The organism is Silanimonas algicola, assembly GCF_054777375.1.
In genome coordinates this window covers 671,514-688,579 of the sequence record NZ_BAAHAS010000003.1, presented here as the reverse complement: position 1 = coordinate 688,579, position 17,066 = coordinate 671,514, and the positions used below count along the sequence as shown (strand labels likewise).

12 protein-coding genes are annotated in these 17,066 nt (G+C 71.4%); 9 read left to right on the top strand and 3 right to left on the bottom strand.

Annotated features, from left to right (window positions below):
• Window positions 1-25 precede the first annotated feature (25 nt).
• Together ACYVAK_RS13130 and ACYVAK_RS13125 are read left to right on the top strand one after the other, a co-directional pair.
• Window positions 26-1,024, top strand: a complete 999-nt coding sequence (locus ACYVAK_RS13130; RefSeq protein ID WP_461061704.1) for a protein-disulfide reductase DsbD domain-containing protein — start codon at window positions 26-28, stop codon at window positions 1,022-1,024.
• Window positions 1,025-1,097: 73 nt separating this feature from the next.
• On the top strand, window positions 1,098-1,700 hold the full coding sequence (locus tag ACYVAK_RS13125) for a thioredoxin family protein (protein ID WP_461061702.1): 603 nt from the start codon (window positions 1,098-1,100) through the stop codon (window positions 1,698-1,700).
• Between the two features lie 33 nt (window positions 1,701-1,733).
• Here ACYVAK_RS13125 and ACYVAK_RS13120 read toward each other — a convergent pair whose 3' ends face one another.
• The 3 genes from ACYVAK_RS13120 to ACYVAK_RS13110 form a co-directional block, all read right to left on the bottom strand.
• Window positions 1,734-3,065 carry a serine hydrolase gene (locus tag ACYVAK_RS13120; RefSeq protein ID WP_461061700.1) on the bottom strand — a complete coding sequence of 444 codons (1,332 nt, stop codon included), beginning with the start codon at window positions 3,063-3,065 and terminating at the stop codon, window positions 1,734-1,736.
• Window positions 3,058-4,443 (bottom strand): MFS transporter, encoded by a 1,386-nt coding sequence (locus ACYVAK_RS13115; RefSeq protein WP_461061698.1) that lies wholly within the window; start codon window positions 4,441-4,443, stop codon window positions 3,058-3,060. Before ACYVAK_RS13115 ends, ACYVAK_RS13120 begins: the two co-directional genes overlap by 8 nt.
• A gap of 146 nt (window positions 4,444-4,589) precedes the next feature.
• Window positions 4,590-7,238: a TonB-dependent receptor gene (locus ACYVAK_RS13110; protein WP_461061696.1), complete on the bottom strand. Its 2,649-nt coding sequence runs from the start codon at window positions 7,236-7,238 to the stop codon at window positions 4,590-4,592.
• Window positions 7,239-7,435: 197 nt separating this feature from the next.
• Here ACYVAK_RS13110 and ACYVAK_RS13105 point away from each other — a divergent pair, with 197 nt between their 5' ends.
• From ACYVAK_RS13105 to ACYVAK_RS13075, 7 genes are all read left to right on the top strand, one after another.
• Window positions 7,436-10,072, top strand: coding sequence for an alpha-amylase family glycosyl hydrolase (locus tag ACYVAK_RS13105; protein WP_461061694.1), 2,637 nt, complete (start codon window positions 7,436-7,438; stop codon window positions 10,070-10,072).
• A gap of 64 nt (window positions 10,073-10,136) precedes the next feature.
• Window positions 10,137-12,872 carry a serine/threonine-protein kinase gene (locus ACYVAK_RS13100; RefSeq protein WP_461061692.1) on the top strand — a complete coding sequence of 912 codons (2,736 nt, stop codon included), beginning with the start codon at window positions 10,137-10,139 and terminating at the stop codon, window positions 12,870-12,872.
• Between the two features lie 118 nt (window positions 12,873-12,990).
• The gene (locus tag ACYVAK_RS13095; protein WP_461061690.1) at window positions 12,991-13,806 is read left to right on the top strand and encodes a type II secretion system protein; all 816 of its coding nucleotides are present in this window, start codon (window positions 12,991-12,993) and stop codon (window positions 13,804-13,806) included.
• 10 nt (window positions 13,807-13,816) lie between these two features.
• Window positions 13,817-14,329 (top strand): hypothetical protein, encoded by a 513-nt coding sequence (locus ACYVAK_RS13090; RefSeq protein ID WP_461061688.1) that lies wholly within the window; start codon window positions 13,817-13,819, stop codon window positions 14,327-14,329.
• On the top strand, window positions 14,326-15,906 hold the full coding sequence (locus ACYVAK_RS13085; protein ID WP_461061686.1) for a hypothetical protein: 1,581 nt from the start codon (window positions 14,326-14,328) through the stop codon (window positions 15,904-15,906). The genes ACYVAK_RS13090 and ACYVAK_RS13085 overlap by 4 nt, the downstream gene beginning before the upstream one ends.
• A complete protein-coding gene (locus ACYVAK_RS13080; RefSeq protein WP_461061684.1) occupies window positions 15,903-16,436 on the top strand; it encodes a hypothetical protein in 534 nt (177 codons plus the stop codon). Before ACYVAK_RS13085 ends, ACYVAK_RS13080 begins: the two co-directional genes overlap by 4 nt.
• Window positions 16,433-17,059: a hypothetical protein gene (locus tag ACYVAK_RS13075; protein ID WP_461061682.1), complete on the top strand. Its 627-nt coding sequence runs from the start codon at window positions 16,433-16,435 to the stop codon at window positions 17,057-17,059. The genes ACYVAK_RS13080 and ACYVAK_RS13075 overlap by 4 nt, the downstream gene beginning before the upstream one ends.
• The last annotated feature ends 7 nt before the right edge of the window (window positions 17,060-17,066 follow it).

Sequence of the window (17,066 nt, the reverse complement as noted above, 5' to 3'; positions counted from 1 at the left end):
GCGTGCGGTGTGCACGGAGCTCACCTTGCCCAAGCCACCGTGGGCCCTGCGTGCGTTTCGCGTGCAGGTGTTGTCGCCAGTGCGTGGCGGCGAGGTGACGGGCCTGCACGCGCGCTTCACCTCGAATGGCGACGCTGTGCAACTCGACGCCCATCCCGACGCTCCCGTGCCACGAAACGTCCTGCTCCGCGCGCTCTTCGGCGCCATCGCGATGGCCGGCGCCTCGTCGGTGCTTTCCGACGCCCACCTGACACCGACGCTCAATGCCCGCGTCGCCCTCGTCGCCGACCACGCGGCGGTCGCGCCCGGTCAGGCATTCAAGGCGGGGCTGCGCATCCTCCACGACGAGGGCTGGCACACGTATTGGGCCAACCCCGGCGACTCGGGTCTCCCCACGCGCTTCGATTGGACCCTCCCCCCGGGCGCAAGCGCGGGCGCGATCCAATGGCCGCTGCCCGAGCGCCTCCTGGCGAGCGGCTTGACCAACTTCGGCTACAGCGATGCGCTGCTGCTGCCTGCCACCCTGCGCGTGCCTTCCAACGCCATCGCCGGCTCGCGGTTCCGCGCCACGCTGCGCGCGCGCTGGCTGATCTGCGAGGAGGCCTGCATCCCCGACGAGGCGACGCTGACGCTCGACCTGCCGGTCGAAGCCGCGCCGCGCGCGTCCTCCGATGCGGCCGATTTCTCGGCGACGGCGGCGCGCGTGCCGGTGGCGCCCCGGGTGCAGAGCGGGCACAGCTGGCGCGATGCGACGCACGTCGCCACGCAGCTCGACGATGCCGACACGATGCTGCGCGGCGCCACCCGGATCGAGGTCTTCCCGCTAACGCCCCAGATCGTCACGTCCACGCGCATCGAGGCCCGGCTCGGGCCCGACGGCGCGCTGCGCTTCCGCCATCCGGCCAGCGAGTACTTCGACCGGATGCCCGAGCGCATCGATTGGGTGATCGGCGCCCAGGGCAAGGACGGCCGCTGGCGCGCTCTGCACGTCTCGCTGCCGGCCGAGGACGCCCGTGCGCCATGACGCACTCGTCGCCCGCGCCAACCGCCCGCCATTCCACGCTGTCCTCCCCACGTTCCCACCACGGAGCCATCCGATGAAGACCCTGCTCGCTGCCACCCTCGGCGCCGCCCTTGCCTTTTCCGGCGGCGCCCATGCCGTCGCCACCGTCGGCCAGCCCGCGCCGGCGTTCACCCTCACCGACACGAAGGGCACCGCGCATTCGCTGGCCGACTTCGCCGGCAAGACCGTCGTGCTCGAGTGGTTCAACCACGAATGCCCGTTCGTGAAGAAGCACTATGGCGCCGGCAACATGCAGCGCCAGCAGAACGACGCAACCGGCAAGGGCGTGGTTTGGCTGACCATCAACTCCTCCGCGCCAGGCAAGCAGGGCCACGTCAACGCCGAGCAGGCCAACGCCATCCTCGGCGAGTGGAAGGCCACGCCCACCGCCTTCCTGCTCGACCACGATGGCACCGTCGGCAAGGCCTACGGCGCGAAGACCACGCCGCACATGTACGTGATCGACGGCGCGGGCGTGCTCCGCTACAACGGCGCGATCGACTCGAACCCGAGCGCCGATCCGGCCGACATCCCCGGCTCGACGCAGTACGTCGAAGCCGCGCTCGGCGATCTCGCCGCCAATCGCGCCGTCGCTCGCGGCACCACGCAGCCGTACGGGTGCTCGGTGAAGTACTGATCGATCGACGCGGGGACCGCCTCAGGGCGGCGGTCAACCCAAGCCCAGCACCAACGGGAGGAAGGCCGCGCCGGCACGATGCGGGCGCGGCCTTTCCATTTCGGCCGCCAGCGCGGCGCGGCCCAGCGCCGCCAGGAACGGACGGCCCAGCGTGTCGTACTCGTAGCGATCGTCGTTGAGCACGCCGTCGGCGTTCGCGTAGACGTTCGCGCTCAGCAGCACCTCGCACTGCCCGTCGGCGTCGGTGAGCAACGCCGTTTCGCCCTGGTGGCCGAAGGCTTCGCCGGTCTTGCCGAAGCTACGGAAGCCGCGCGGCGCGGCGTCACGGTCACCCACGACGAAGAACTTCGCGAAGCCGTCGCCGAACGCCGCGGGTGCGTGCGTCCCGGTGGCGAGCAGTGGGGATTCGCGCGGGAACAGGCCGATGATGCGCAGCAGGGAAAGGCGCGTCGTCGCGCTGAGCGCCCATCGCTGCGAGCGGCGCGCGACCTCGGGGAAAACGAGGCGCATCAGCATCCCATGCGCGTCCTCGAGCGGCAGGAAGTTCGCCGTGCCGAAGTCCCGCGGGCCCCTCTGGATGCGGCCGCGGTCGTCCTGCCAGTCCGCAGCCTTCAGCGCCGCACCGAAGGGGAACCGGCGCGGCGCCGCGCGGCGTGCGTCGGCGCTCAAGCGTGGCACCCAGGCCGACTCGCCGCCCGGCCCGCGCTCCGGGGCGTCGATACGCGAAGCCACGGTTTGCTGGTTCAACCGTGCATCCGCCGAGCCGAGCCGCGAGATGATGCGTGCATCGTCGAAACCCAGCTCGGCGAGGCGCGCATGGATCCGGTCGGGGCCCAGCACCTCGTAGAGGCGGTTGTACGGCACGTTCTCGCTGACGACCAGCAGGCGCCACAGCGTCTGCCACACCGTCTCGGCCAGCGGCTCCGACGCGTCCCAATGGCCGCTGCGCGGCGGGCTGGCCAGAACGATGCGCGCATTGAAGCCGAGGTTCGCCGCCTCCAGGACTTCGGCCAGCAGCAGCGCGATCGGCAACTTCACGACGCTCGCCGCGGGGAACCAACGCTGCCGCTGCACGCCGAACGTCGCGGTCGCGAAGCGCGCGCCACCGTCCGCCTCGCGCTCGATGCGCGTGAGCGCGATCTGGACCTCGCGCCGCGGGTCGCGGAGCACCTCGCGCTGCGCGGCCGGGAGGTGGGCGAACACGGCGTCGAACAGCGCTTGCGCTTCCGCGCCCTGCAGTCGGCGATGGCGACGCTGGGCCGCGCTGGTGGCGCGGGCCACCGTCTGCGCGCTGGCCGGCGGCGCGGCGCCGAGCACGCCCAGCGCAAGGAGCGCCGCCATCACGCTCCGACGCTGCTCATCCATGCGCGGGTTCCGGCACCGGTTCGAGTACCGGACGCTCGCTGACGCGAAGGAGGAACCCCGCGGCCAGCAAGAGGCTGCAACCGCTGAGGACGAGCGCGTAGATCGCATGGTTGTCGAACACCTGCTTCACCAGCGGGCCAAGCACAAGGGCCGCGGCGATCTGCGGAAGTACGATGAACATGTTGAACAGGCCCATGAAGACACCCATGCGCTTGTCCTCGAGGCAGCCGGCGAGCAGGGCATAGGGCATGGACAGGATGCTGGCCCAGGCCACGCCGACGAGGACGAATCCGAACTTCAGCCACTCCGGTGACGGCGCGATGTACATCGACAGGAAGCCAAGCCCCCCCGACACCAGCGAGACGGCGTGCACCGCCCGGCGATTCAGCACGAAGCGCGAGGCGTAGAACGCCAGGAGAAGCGCCACGACCATCGACGAGAGACCGTACCAGCCCATCGCGACGCCCACGAGGTCGGCGGCGTCCTGGTAGGCCTTGTTCGCCGCCGCGAACCCCGCGGCCTGCTCCGGCACTGCCATGTCGTAGGCGCTGGCGACCGGCGCCGGCGCGTTGAACACGTGCTCGGTCAGGCCGGGGGTCGCCATGCTCCACATCGAGAAGAAGGCGAACCAGCTGAAGAACTGCACGATGCCGATTCGGCGCATCTGCCGCGGCATGTGCACCACGTTGTGCACGATGTCGCGGAAGAACCGTCCCTGCTGCTTCTCGGCCTCGAAGGTGGCGAGGTCCTCCGGCGGGTACTCCTTCGTGGTGAACACGGTGACGAGGATCGACGCCAGGAACACGAAGGCGCCGATCGCAAAGGCCACCTGCACCGAAGGTGGCACGACGCCGGGGGCGGCTTCGTTGCTCACGCCCATCTGAGTGACGAACCACGGCAGGTTGCTCGCCACCCAGGTGCCGATGCCGATGATGAGCGTCTGCACCACGAAACCGTAGCTGCGCTGGTCTTCCGGCAACTTGTCGGCGACCAGGGCGCGGAACGGCTCCATGCTGACGTTGATCGACGCGTCGAGCACCCACAGCGTGCCGACGGCGATCCACAGCGCCGGCGAGTGCGGCATGAACAGCAAAGCGATCGAACTGAGGATCGCCCCGATCACGAAATAGGGTCGGCGCCGGCCGAGGATCGGGTGCCAGGTGCGGTCGCTGAGGTAGCCAATGATGGGCTGGACGAGCAGGCCGGTCAGCGGCGCGGCGATCCACAGCAGCGGCAAGGCGTCTTTCTCCGCACCGAGGGTCTGGAAGATGCGCGAGACGAATCCGCCCTGCAGCGCGAAGCCGAACTGGATGCCGAGGAAGCCGAACGACATGTTCCAGATCTGCCAGAACGACAACCGGGGACGAGGGCGGGACATTGGGTTCGATGCGGTGCCGCTGCTTGCCATGGATCGGGAGCTCCGGTGTGCGGGGGCGAGGCGACGGGGCCAGCGTGGCGCGCCCTCGGGACGAAAAAAAGCCCCCGGGCGGTGCGGGACCGGCCGGGGGCGCGACGCCAGGACGCTTAGAACTTGTAGCTGATGCCAAGCAGGGCGTTGTTGCCGTACTCCACGTACTCCTGCGGGCGGGTCGGCGAACCGAAGTTGCGGGTGAACGGCTCGTCCGTCAGGTTGCTGATCTGGAAGATGAAGCCGAGGTTCTTCACCGGGCCTTCCTGCACCGTGTAGCTGACCTGGAAGTCGACGATCTCCTCGGAGCCGATCACCGAGCGCTCGCTGTCGAGGAAGACGTTCACGCCTTCGCCCACGTAGGAGGAACGCGTGCGGCGGGTGGCACGGACGCCCCAGCCGAAGCGCTCCCAGTACAGGGTGACGTTCGACGTGTACTTCGAGAAACCCGGCAGCTGCGGCACGCCGAGGACGCGCGGGTCGATGCTCGTCGCGGTGTCGGTGTAGCTCGCCTGCAGGCCGAAGCCCTCGAGCGGCTGCCACAGCATGTCGAACGGCAGCGAGAGGGCGTACTCGAAGCCCTTGATCGTGCCGCCCTCGGCATTCACCGGGCGGGTGTAGACGCCGATGCGCGAGGCCGGCAGCGTCGTCACGCCATCGGGGACCGGCAGGCCGGTGAAGTCGAAGGGCACCGACTGGTTGGCGACGTAGTTGAGCAGGTCCTTGTGGAAGTAGGCGATCGAGACGTAGCCCCGGCCACCGAAGTACTTCTCCCACGACAGGTCGAGGGCGTCGGCCTCCCACGGACGCAGGGTCGGGTTGCCGCCGCCGGCCTCCCAACGCGCGCCACCAGGGGCCGTCTGGTTGACGCCATAGCCGAAGCCCGCGGAGAGATCGTCGATGCGCGGACGGGCCACCTGGCGCGCGGCGCCGAAGCGCAGCTTCTGCTCCCACGGCAGGTCGGCGATGAGGTTCAGCGACGGCAGCACCTTGGTGTAGCTGTCGCTGACCTCGAACGGCGTACCCTCGGCGTTGCCGTTGTAGGTGATGCGGCCGAAGCCGGTCTGGTCGACGCGCTGCACCTGCACGCCGATGTTGCCGGAGAGCGGGATCGAGCCGTACTCGGTGTCGAGGTTGGCCTGGATGTACGCCGTCGTGATGTCTTCCTCGACGCCGAAGCTCTTGCGCGCGCCGCCGAACTCGGCGAAGCGGCTCTGGCGCGCATAGTCCACCGCCGACGGCTCGAAGCTCGGCAGGAACGGGATGCCGAAGAAGCCGAAGGCGAAGTTGCCGCCCGCCGGATAGGGCGCGGTCTGGTTCGACAGCGAGCAGGAGTTGATGCAGAGGCGGTCTTCGGTGGCGAAACGGTCCTTCTCGCGCATCGTCAGGTTGGCGCCGAATTCCAGCGAGCTGATGAAGCCGGACTCGAAGCTGCGCTCGAAGTCGACGCGCGCCTGCTGGATCTCGTCGTTGATCTGGTAGGGCTTGTCGAAGCCGTCACCGCCCCAGCCGCCGCGGTCCCACAGCCGCAGCTGCGCGGGATCGTTGAAGTCGATGCCGTAGTCCATGTCGTACCAGCCACCCGGATTGAAGGTGGCGGTCAGCGTGGTGCCGGGCGATCCCGGCGGCAGGCCGGCGTTGCTCTCGAAGTTGCGGCCGTTGCGTTCGGCCTTCGAGATGCTCAGGTCGGCGGTGGCCTTCCAGGCTTCGTTGATGGTCCATTCGTGGTTCCAGCCGACCGACAGCAGGTCGTCCTCGCTGTCGTACTTGTCGGTGCGGAAGACCGGGCTCGCCCCCGTCCAGCTGAAGCTGTTCGGTGTGCGGACCACGCCCGAGTTGGTCAGGTAGCCGCCGTTGCCCAGGCCGATCTCGATGCCGCGCTGCGTGGTGCTCGAGTCGAACTGCGAATAGAAGACGTCGAGCGCGCCGCGATGGGCGTCGTTCGGACGGTACTCGAGGGTGGCGTTGAACCCTTCGCGCACCTGGTCGGAGAAGCGCGACTGGATCGTCGCGCCTTCGAGCAGGCCGGTGCCGTCGTAGCCCCAGGCGCGCCAGCTGTTCGACTGGCCCGGGGTGTTGAGGTAGGCGTAGCCGAGGACGAGGCCAAGCGTGCGGGCCTCGTTCTGGTCGATGTAGGTGACGCTGCCGCGCTCGCCGTGGAGGTTGGAGTCCTCGAGCTGGTTGCGGTCGGCGCGCAGGTTGACGGCGACGGTGCGCTTGTCGAAGTCGAGCGGGCGGATCGTCTGCAGGTCGATGGTGGCCGAGAGGCCCTGGCCGACGAGGCCGGCCTGCGGGGTCTTGTAGACCAGCACCTGCTTCATCAGCTCGGCCGGGTACTGGTCGAACTCGACGCCTCGGTTGATGCCCATGCTGGCCTGTTCGCGGCCGTTCAACGTGGTGGCGGAGAAGTCGCCCGACAGGCCACGGACGTTGATGTCGGTGGCGCGGCCGCGTACACGCTGGGCAGTAACACCCGGCAGGCGCGCCAGCGAATCGGCGATGGAGAAGTCGGGGAGCTTGCCGATGTCCTCGGCGGAAACGGCTTCGACGATCGAGCGCGCATCGCGCTTGGAGTCGATGGCGTTCTCGATGCCGGCGACGATGCCGGAGCGGACTTCCACCGCATCCAGTTCCTTGACGTCGGCCTCGCCGGCCTTCTCGTCGTCTTCCGCGGCCGCCTGGGCCTGCGCTTGGGCGTTCGCCGCCATGGCCATGATGGCCGAGGCGAGCGCCACGCTCAGCATGTCGCGCTTGAGGTTCAACATTCCCATCTCCTGACACTCGGGCTGGATCTGACGCCTTGCGGCGCGGTCGATCGTGACGGCGCGCATGGGCGTGCGTCACGGTTTGTTCATGTTAGTGCTACGACTCAAAACGATCGCTTGGCTGCATACGTATTCATGGACTCTTAACGATTGTCTTGCAAGACACAATCGATCACCCCGTCCAGCGGAGCCCGGTGATGACCCCGACCCTCCCCCGGCAGCGGCGCCTACCGATGGCCCTGCTGGCCCTTGCCTTGGCGGCCACGCCCGGCGTCGCGGCGGCGGTCCCGCCCGGCCCGCCGGGCCCGGCGTCGACGCCCGTGGACTGGCGGGACCAGGTCCTCTACTTCGCGATGATCGACCGCTTCGCCGACGGCGACCCGGCCAACAACGACCAGGGGGCCGGCGTGTTCGACCCGGCCGACGGGTCCAAGTACAGCGGCGGGGACCTGCAAGGCATCACCCAGCGCCTCGACTACATCGCCGGCCTCGGCGTCACCGGGCTCTGGATCACCCCGCCCGTGGCCAACCAGTGGTGGGACGACGAGGCCCGCTTCTCCGGCTACCACGGCTACTGGGCCAGCGACGTCTCGGCCGTGGACGCGCACTACGGCACGCTCGAGGACTACGTGGCGCTGGGCCGGGCGCTGGACGCCCGCGGCATGACCCTGGTGCAGGACATCGTGGTCAACCACATGGGCAACTTCTTTGCCTACGACGACTGGCGCGCCGGCGACGCGACCCACTCGTGGCGCCGCACCCGCGGCAGCCGGCCCATGGACCGCCCCACGCAGTGGCCGTTCTCGCAGAACGACCCGAACGACCCGGCGCAGCGCGCGCTGTCGGTCTACCACTGGACCCCGCCGGTCCGCGATTACACGGACAAGGTGCAGGAACTGACCTTCCAGATGGCCGGCCTGGACGACCTGAACACTTCGAGCCCCGTGGTGCGCCGCGCGCTGCGCAAGAGCTTCGGCGACTGGATCACGAAGGTCGGCGTGGACGGCTTCCGCGTCGACACGGCCTTCTACGTGGAACCGGATTTCTTCCCCGACTTCCTGCACGCGGACGACCCCAAGGCCCCCGGCGTCCTGCGTGTTGCGGAAGCGGCCGGCAACCCGCGCTTCCACCTGTTCGGCGAGGGCTTCGGCATCGACAAGCCCTTCGAGGACGTGCAGATGCGCAAGATCGACGCCTACCAGCGCGTCGAGGGCGGCCTCCCGGCGATGATCCAGTTCCCGATGTACGGGACCTTCGGCGACGTCTTCGCCCGCGGGCACGCCCCGGCCGAGCTGGCCTGGCGCATCGAGCGCACGCTGGCCGTGCACGCCGACCCGTGGCGCATGCCCACGTTCGTCGACAACCACGACGTCGACCGTTTCCTCGCCGGCGCCGGCGAGCCGGCGCTGAAGCAGGCCCTGCTGGCCATGCTCACCCTGCCGGGCATCCCGGTCCTCTACTACGGCACCGAGCAGGGCTTCCGCGGCCAGCGCGACGCGATGTTCGCCGCCGGTTTCGGCAGCGGCGGGCGCGACCACTTCGACACCACGCATCCGCTGTACCGGCAGATCGCCGCCATGGTGGAGCTGCGCCGCGCGCATCCCGCGCTGTCGCGCGCGCGGCCCGAGGTCCTCGCCGCCGACGGCGCCGGGCCGGGCGTCATCGCCTGGGCCATGCAGGGCGATGCCGAAGCCGGCAGCACCGACGGCGACCGGCTGGTGGTGCTGCTCAACACCGCCGAGGACCGGCGCCTGCTCGACCTCGATGGCCTGCCGCCGGGCGCGCGCCTCGTGCCCCTGCTCACCCTCGACGGCGTGGGCCCGGTGCTGCAGGCCGGTGCCGACGGACGCGCACTGGGCGAACTGCCGGCCCGCGCCGGTGGCGTCTGGCGCGTGGAACCGGCGCCGCGAACGGCCGATGGCGCGGCGGCGACCGGGCCGGCCGCCGCCCCGACCCTCGATCCGCTGCCCGAGGTCGTCCGCGACACACTCGTGCTCACCGGCACCCTGCCGCCGGGACGCGACGGCACGCTCGTCGTCGACGGCGACCTGGTGCGGGCGCAGCGCCTGATCGCCGATGCGGATGGGCGCTGGCGCGAGACGGTGCCGACCGACGATTTCATCGACCCGAAGGCGACCCACCGCGTGGTGGTGCTGGCCGGCGACGGCCTCGCCTCGCCGGGCCACACCTTCCGCGTCGAGCGCGACTGGACCCTGCTGGCCGAAGCCACCGATCCGGAAGGGGATGACGCCGGCCCCGAGGGCCGCTACCGCTACCCCACCGACCCGAGCTACGCCGGCGAGGCCAGCATGGACCTGCGCGGGATGCGGGTGTTCGGCTCCGGCGGCGCCTTGGCGGTCGAGCTGGCGATGGGCGAGGTGCTGGACAGCTGGAACCCCGCGAACGGCTTCGACCACGTGGCCTTCTCGGTCTTCCTCTCCCTGCCCGGCCGCAGCGACGGCGCCACAACGATGCCGGGCCAGAACGCGACCCTGCCCGACGGCCGCCGCTGGCAGGTGCGGCTGCGCACGCACGGCTGGAGCAATGCCGCCTTCAGCGCCGAGGGCGCACACGCCAGCGCGGACGGCACGCCGCTGGTGCCGGGCGCGCGCATCGCCGTCGACAAGGCGCGGAAGCTCGTCCGCTTCGAATTCCCGGCCGCGGCGCTCGGCCATCCGACGGATCTCCGGGGTCTGGTCGTGCACGCCACCACCTGGGACTGGGACGGCGGCTGGCGCGGCCTGAGCCCCGAAGGCGGCGGGCACACGATGGGCGGCGGCGACGGGGCACGTGCCCCCCTGTGGATGGACGCCCTTCACCTCGAAGTGGATTGACTTCCACCCCCCCGAAACCGATGGCATAGTCGGACGGCCGCCCCCCCTACGCACGCCCGACGCCATGGAAGACCGCGACGAGCCCACCGGCCCGCGATCGCCGGCCCCCCTTCCGCCCGAGGCCGGCGCCACGCTGTCCGTCGACGCACGCACGGAGTCGCTCGATACGGTCGCCGCCGCCGTCTTCCAGCAGTCGCTGGAACCGCTGCGTGCCCTGGTGTCACGCGGCGATACCGAGGAGTTGGCCGTCGGCGATCGCTTGGGGCACTGGACCCTCACCGAGCGCCTGGGGCAGGGCGGCATGGGCAGCGTGTTCGTGGCCGAGCGCGATGATGGCCTGTTCCGGCAACGGGTCGCCGTCAAGATCCTGCGCCGTCCCGCCGACGCCGAGGCCGCCAGCCACCTCGATGCGGAGCGCGCGCTGCTCGCCGGCCTTGTGCATCCGGGCGTCGCGCGTCTGTATGACGGCGGCTCGACGCCCGGCGGGCAGCCCTTCCTCGTCCTCGAACACGTCGAGGGAAGACCCCTCAACCGCTGGCGGCACGAGGACGCACCGACGCTCGAGGCCCGCCTCGCGCTGTTCGACCGGCTCTGCGACGCCGTGGCCTACGCCCACCGGCAGTTCGTCGTGCACTGCGACCTGAAGCCGTCGAACATCCTCGTGCGCGCCGACGGCACGCCGATGCTGCTCGACTTCGGCATCGCGCGGTGGATCGGCTCGGACGCCACCGATGGGGCCTCCGAGCGGCGAGCCGGCACCTACTGCACGCCCGCCTACGCCAGCCCCGAACAGGTCGCCGGTGGCCGGCCCGGGGTGGCCTCCGACGTGTTCTCGCTCGGGATCGTCCTCGCCGAGCTCCTCGCCGACGCTCCGATGCAGCGGGGCGCCGGCGACATCGCCCGTCCAGCGCGGCGGCCCAGCGACTTCGCCGCCGGCGCAGCGCTCGCCTGGAGGCGCCAGCTGCGCGGGGACCTCGACGCCATCGTGGCCAAGGCCACGGCCCTGGAGCCGGGCGCGCGCTACCCCGACGTGGCGGCACTGCGCTCCGACCTCGGCCGATACCGCGACCACCTCCCGGTCTCGGCGCGTCCGGCGGCATGGCCGCGGCGCGGCCTGCTGTTCCTCCGCCGCTACCGGGGTGGCGCCATCGCCGCGGGCGTGGGCCTGGCGATGGCGGCGGGCTTCACCGCGCAGCTGGTGCAGGAACGCGATCGCGCCCGCGAGGCCGCAGCCACCGCCGAGCAGGTCAGCCAATTCATGGTCGGCGCCTTCGATGCCGCCAACGTGCGCCTCGATGGCGGCCAACGCGACCTGCGTGCCCGCGACGTCCTCAAGGCCGGCGCCGAACGCATCGAGCGCGACCTGGCCGGGCAACCCGGGGTGCAGGCACGACTGCTGCTTGCGCTCGGCGGTGCCTACGCCAGCCTTGGCGAGGACAGGGAGGCCAAGTCACTGCTGGCGCGAGCCGTGGCGCTGGCCGAGGGCCGCGATGAGGATGCGCTCGTCGCGATCGAGGCGCTCGAACACCAGTCGGTCATCGCCGGCAACGAAGCCCGGGGCGATGAGGCCCTGGCCTTCGCGCAGCGGGCGGCGGCGCTGCGGCGCGAGCATGGACACGACGACACCGACGGCCTCGGCTCGGCCTTGAACCACGTCGGCCTCGCGCTGCGCGCGGTACGCCGCTACGACGAGGCCCGGGACGCCCTCGTGGAGTCGCTGCGCCTGCGCCGCCAGCTCCCGCCCGAGGAGATCGACCAGGTGATCTCGACACTCAACAACCTCGGCCTCGTCGAGCGCCTCGATGGCCGCCCGGAGGCCGCGCTTCCCTATTACGAGGAGGCGATCGCGCTCGCCCGGCAGGTCGGCGCATCCGGCGACTACTCGCTGCACAACGCGTTGAGCGGCCTCGGCCGCGCCTATGCCCAGCAGCGGCGCTTCGAGGACGCCCTGCCCGCGCTCCGGGAAAGCCATGCCATCGCACTGCGCCTCTACGGCGAGGCGAGCCCGATGACGGCCTCGGCCATCGCCGAACTGGGCATCGTCTACTGGGACCTCGGCCGCCTCGAGGAAGCCGAAGGCCTGCTGCGCAGGACGTTGCACCTTGCGCGGACCACCGAGCCCGACGACCGGATGTCGATCGCCATCGCGATGAACAACCTCGGCCTGCTGCTCGACGAACGCGGCGATCCTTCGGCCGCCCTGCCGCTGGTCGAAGGCTCGCTGGCGATCCGTCGCGAGCACCTGGAGGCCGACGATCCGGCCTTGCGGCGGGCGGTGTTCAATACCGCCCGGATCGAACTGCATCGCGAGGCACCCGAGGCGGCCCGCGCGCGGATCGCACCTTACGTCGAGGAACTGCTTGGCCATCCCCAGGAATCGCGGACGGAGTGGTGGAGCCAGGCCATCCTCGCCCTCGAGGTCGCGTGGCGGGCCGGTCGACCCGCGGAGGACGTGCTCGAAACCCTGTTCGCTTGGCCATCGACGCCGGCGGATACCGCCTTCGATGCCGTGCGGTGGCGCCTCCAGCGCTTGAAGGCGAGGCTGTTGCTCGATGCCGGGCGGTCGGCCGCCGCGACCGCGACGATCGAGCATGCCGTGGCCGGCGTACGCCGCGGCGGCAGCCGGCTCGACCTCGCGGTGATGCAGCTGACCGCAGCACAGATCGCCGAGGCGGCGGGGGACCCCGCCTCGGCGCGTGGACACCTCGCCGAGGCCGGACCGGCCCTGGACGACCTCCACGTGGAAGGCTCCGCGCTACGGCGCGAGGCCGCGGCCCTGGCCGCCCGCCTCGGGCGCTGACGCCGCCCACCGACGCCCTCTTACGGGGCTCTTACACCGATCACCTAGCGTCCACGCCAATGCACCGGCGTGGGCGTCCTCGCCTGTGCAGTCTCATCGATTCCCGAGGGGCAACGACATGCGAGCACAACCCACGCGCGGCGAACGCGGCACCCGCCAAGCCGGCTTCACCCTGGTCGAGATGGCGGTGGTCCTCGTCATCATCGGCGTCATCCTCGGCGCCGTGATGATCGGCCGCGACGTCCAGCGCAACGCCGAGTACACCCGCATCAAGCAGAAGTTCGTCGACCAGTGGGTGGTGGCCTACAACACCTACAACCAGCGGCTCGGCGCCCCCATCGGCGACAACCAGACCGCGCCGCGCCTGATGGTCAATGGCTTCAACTTCGCCGGCAACGGCACGACCCTGTCCGGCGGCGACATGTCAGGCGCCACCGAGCCAGCGGCGATCTGCCGCGGCAACGCCGGACCCGGCATGGCCCGCCCCGTGCAGTCCGGCGACGAGTTCAACCTGCGCGACCTGATGCGCAAGGCCGGCGTGACCCTGCCGCCGGGGCGCGGCGAAGGACTCGAGGACCGCTACGTCTACCTCGACACCAACGGCAACCCGCAGGAAATCCAGATCTGCTTCCAATGGAACCGCCCCGGCACCGCGTCGGGCTCCGGCAACGTCATGGTGATCACCGGTCTCACGCCGGACCTCGCGCGGGCGCTCGACCAGGCCATCGACGGCAAGCCGGACGCCCAGAACGGCGCCTTCCGCCAGGAAGGCGTGGTGCGCGCCACCGGCACCGCGTTCGACCCCGGCATCGAGTGGTCGGGGAACAACACGCAGGACATCACCGGGAGCGGCGGCGCCAACGACATCAACGCGGCGGCGACGGACGCCGACCAGGTCCGCGTCATGGTCGCCCACCTCAAGATGAACCAGTGAGGCCAAGGCCATGAGCCTCGCTGTCCCCCATCGTCTCCGGCGCGTCGCCGGCTCGCGCAAGGCCTCGCTCGCCGGCTTCGCGATCACCCTCGGGGCGCTGCTGCTCGCCGCGGCGTGGTTCACGACCGCGAGGCAGTCGCTCGGCGACGCCTATGGCGAGCTCGCCGCGGCCCAGCAGTCGCTCGCCGCCGCGGAGCAGCGCCTGCGCGAGGCCGAGCTGCGGGCCCGCCTTGCGGAAAGCGCCGAGCGCCTCGTCGAGGAGGCGCGCGCTTCCGGCCACGTCGGGGAGCGGTGGGGCGAGCGCCTGATCAACGTGGCGCAGTCGCCGATGCCGAGGGAAGACGTGAACCACCTCCTGGCCTCGGTGGCCCGCGACGAGCGCCGCCTGTTCGGCGCCGACGCCTTCGACCTGTCCGTGACGCGACCGGACGAAGGACTGTTCGAAACGACCGACCCGCGCAGCCCGCCGCTGATGGTGACGCTGCGCGGAACCCTGCTCTTCCGCACGTCGGAGACCCCATGAATCCGCGCCTGCTGATGCACCAGGACGGCCGCTGGCTGGCCTTCGACGGCTCCGTCGTGGCCGTGCTCGACGCCCGGCCGCGCGTAGAACGCGCCACCATCGTGCTGACCGACTTCGACGGTGCGGTGAGCGACGTCGCCTCGCTGGAGGGCAGCCCGTCGCACGCCGTGGCGCTGATCGAACGGCGACTGCGCTCGGATGGCCTGATCGACGGCGACGCAAAGGTGCTCGTGCACCAGGTGCGGACCGTGGGCAACGGCTACCAGGCCCTGTACACGGCGGTGCCACTCGATCGCTGGCAGCAGCTGTTCGCCTGGGCCGACCAGCAGGACGACCACTGCCTGCTGGTGCCCGTGGTCGCGCTGCTGTGGAAGCGTCTCCGTCCCGGCCAGGGCGTCGTCCTGCACAGCGGCCGCAAGTTGGTCTTTCTGGCGTCGCTGCGCAGCGGGCCGGTCTACGCCTCGGCGCTCGCCTTCAGCGACTCGCGCGCCGATCTCGCGATGACCGTCGCCGCGCTGGGCGAACGCGCCGGGATGCTGCTGAGCGCCGGGGACGATGGCGCGGTCGATGCGCCGACGATCGAATGGATCGGCGCGATGACCGCCCTCGGTGTACCGCACGGGAGCACCGGCACGGGAAGGTCGCGACGCATCGAGCCGGCGCTGTCCGATCCGCCGCTGGACGAGGTCCCGACGGAGCGGAACCCGCAGGCGGCGCACGCCGGGCCGTCGATGAGCTTCGACGGGCAGGACGAGTACGCCGACACGCCGGCCGTCGCGGCGAACCCGGCCCCGGCGATCGCCGGCGTGCCGGGCATGCCAGTGGCCGCGGACGCCCCGTTGGACGAGGCCCTGCTCGAGATCTTCGCCGCCAACAGCGGGGCCACCGTGCGCCTCGCACCGCACGCGGTCGTGACCGACGCGTCGGGGCACCGGCACCGCAGTGGCGTGCCCGCGCTGCTCGCCGACGCCTCGCCGGCTGTCGCCGTCAACTCGGGGGTGGCGCGGGCCATGTTCGCAGCCGAGCGACTGCTCCCCTGGGCCAGCGTCGCGTCGCTGGTGCTCGCCATCGGGCTCGCGGCCCTGGGCGGGCGCTGGACGCTGTCGGCGCACGAGGCACGCAGCGGCGCGGCGACGCTGCGTGCCGACACCGAGCGCCTCGAAGAACGGGCGACCGCCATCGAGGGAAATGCGTCGGTGCCAGCGGAGTACCCCGCCGTGCTCGACTTTGTCGGCCGGGCCAGCACCCTCGCCCAGGCCCTCGATCCGACCGCGACGCTGGTGATGCTGCGCGATGCCGCCGGGGAGGACGTCCGCATCCTGCGGCTGCGCCTCGATCCCACGACCGACGGCAGCCACTCGCTGCGGGTCGATGGCCTCGTCAACTACGGGGCCTCGCCCGGTGGCGTCGAGGGCGGGCAGCAGATCGCCCGTTTCGTGCAACGCCTGCGCGAGTCCGGCTACGTGCCGACGGCCGTCGATCCGCAGTCGGGCAACGCCCGCGCTGGCGCCGCTGGCGGCGTCTTCTCCTACCAGCTCACGCGAGCCCCCGCTGCCGCTCCGGGAGCCATGCCATGACGCCGAAGCAGTTCGCGCTCCTCGCACTCGTGGCCTGGCTGGCCGTGGCCGGCTGGATCGGCTCGATGATCCTCGCCAAGCCGGCGGCGCTGTCGCGGGCCGGTTCCGACGTGGACACCGGCACGGCGATGCGGATCGAGGCCGACCTCCGCCGCACCGACCAGGCGCGCACGACCCTCGCGGCGCTCGTGGCGGCACCGGTACGCGTCGCTGGACCGTCGATCATCGCGCTTCCACCCGCCCGGGGCGTCGGCGCAGCGGCCCTCGGCGCCGCGAGCGGCGAGGACGCGCTGGCGCCGGGCGCTCCGCCGGCGCGGACCCTCGCCTTCATCGTGTCCGGGCGCGACCTGCGTCCTCGCGCCATGATCGACGGCGCCCTCGTCGGCGCGGGGGCGCGACTGCCGGACGGCGCGATCGTCCGCCACATCGGCGCTCGCGCCGTGCGCATCGAAGACGGGGAAGGGCAGATGCACACGCTCGTGCTGCGCACGCCGGGCGAAGCCGGCGCGACCGCAGGGGACGGGCGATGAGCCGCCGCCACCTGGCCATCGGCACGCTACTGCTGGTGGGCGTCGGCGTGCTGGCCGTCGCCACCCTGCGGACCGTTGCGCCGGTGGGGCCGGTGGCGCCGCGATCCGACGCGCCGCGCGGCGTGGACGCCGACGGCGTGCCGCGACCGGAAGCGACGGCCGCCGCCGTGGCGCCCACCGCGTCGGAAGCGCCGCCGCCGTGGGCGACCGGTCTTCCCGCGGACGGCATCGCCGGCGACGACGCCGGCACCGCGAGCCCGCGCGAACGGCACGTCGCGGCCCTGCAGGAGACGATGTCTCTGATGGTCGAGGACGCGCTGCAGCGCTCGGAAGCCAACAGCGTGCACATGCGCAAGGCCTTGGAGGTGCTCGAGGCCATCGACGACCCGGCGGTCAAGGCGCAGATCGACCTCGCCGGCTTGCGGCACAACATGGAAGTCAGCCTGCAGATGCAGGCCCTCGCGCGGGAGATGCAGGCGGCCCTGGCAACCCCGAAGACGCCCCAGCGCGATGCGGCGATCGATGCGCTGCAGGTCCGTTTCGATGCCCTCCGCCGCCAGCTGCGCACCGACGTGGCCCCGCCGGGTCCGGGCGCGCCGGCAACCGCGGGGCAGGGGCGCTGAGATGGCG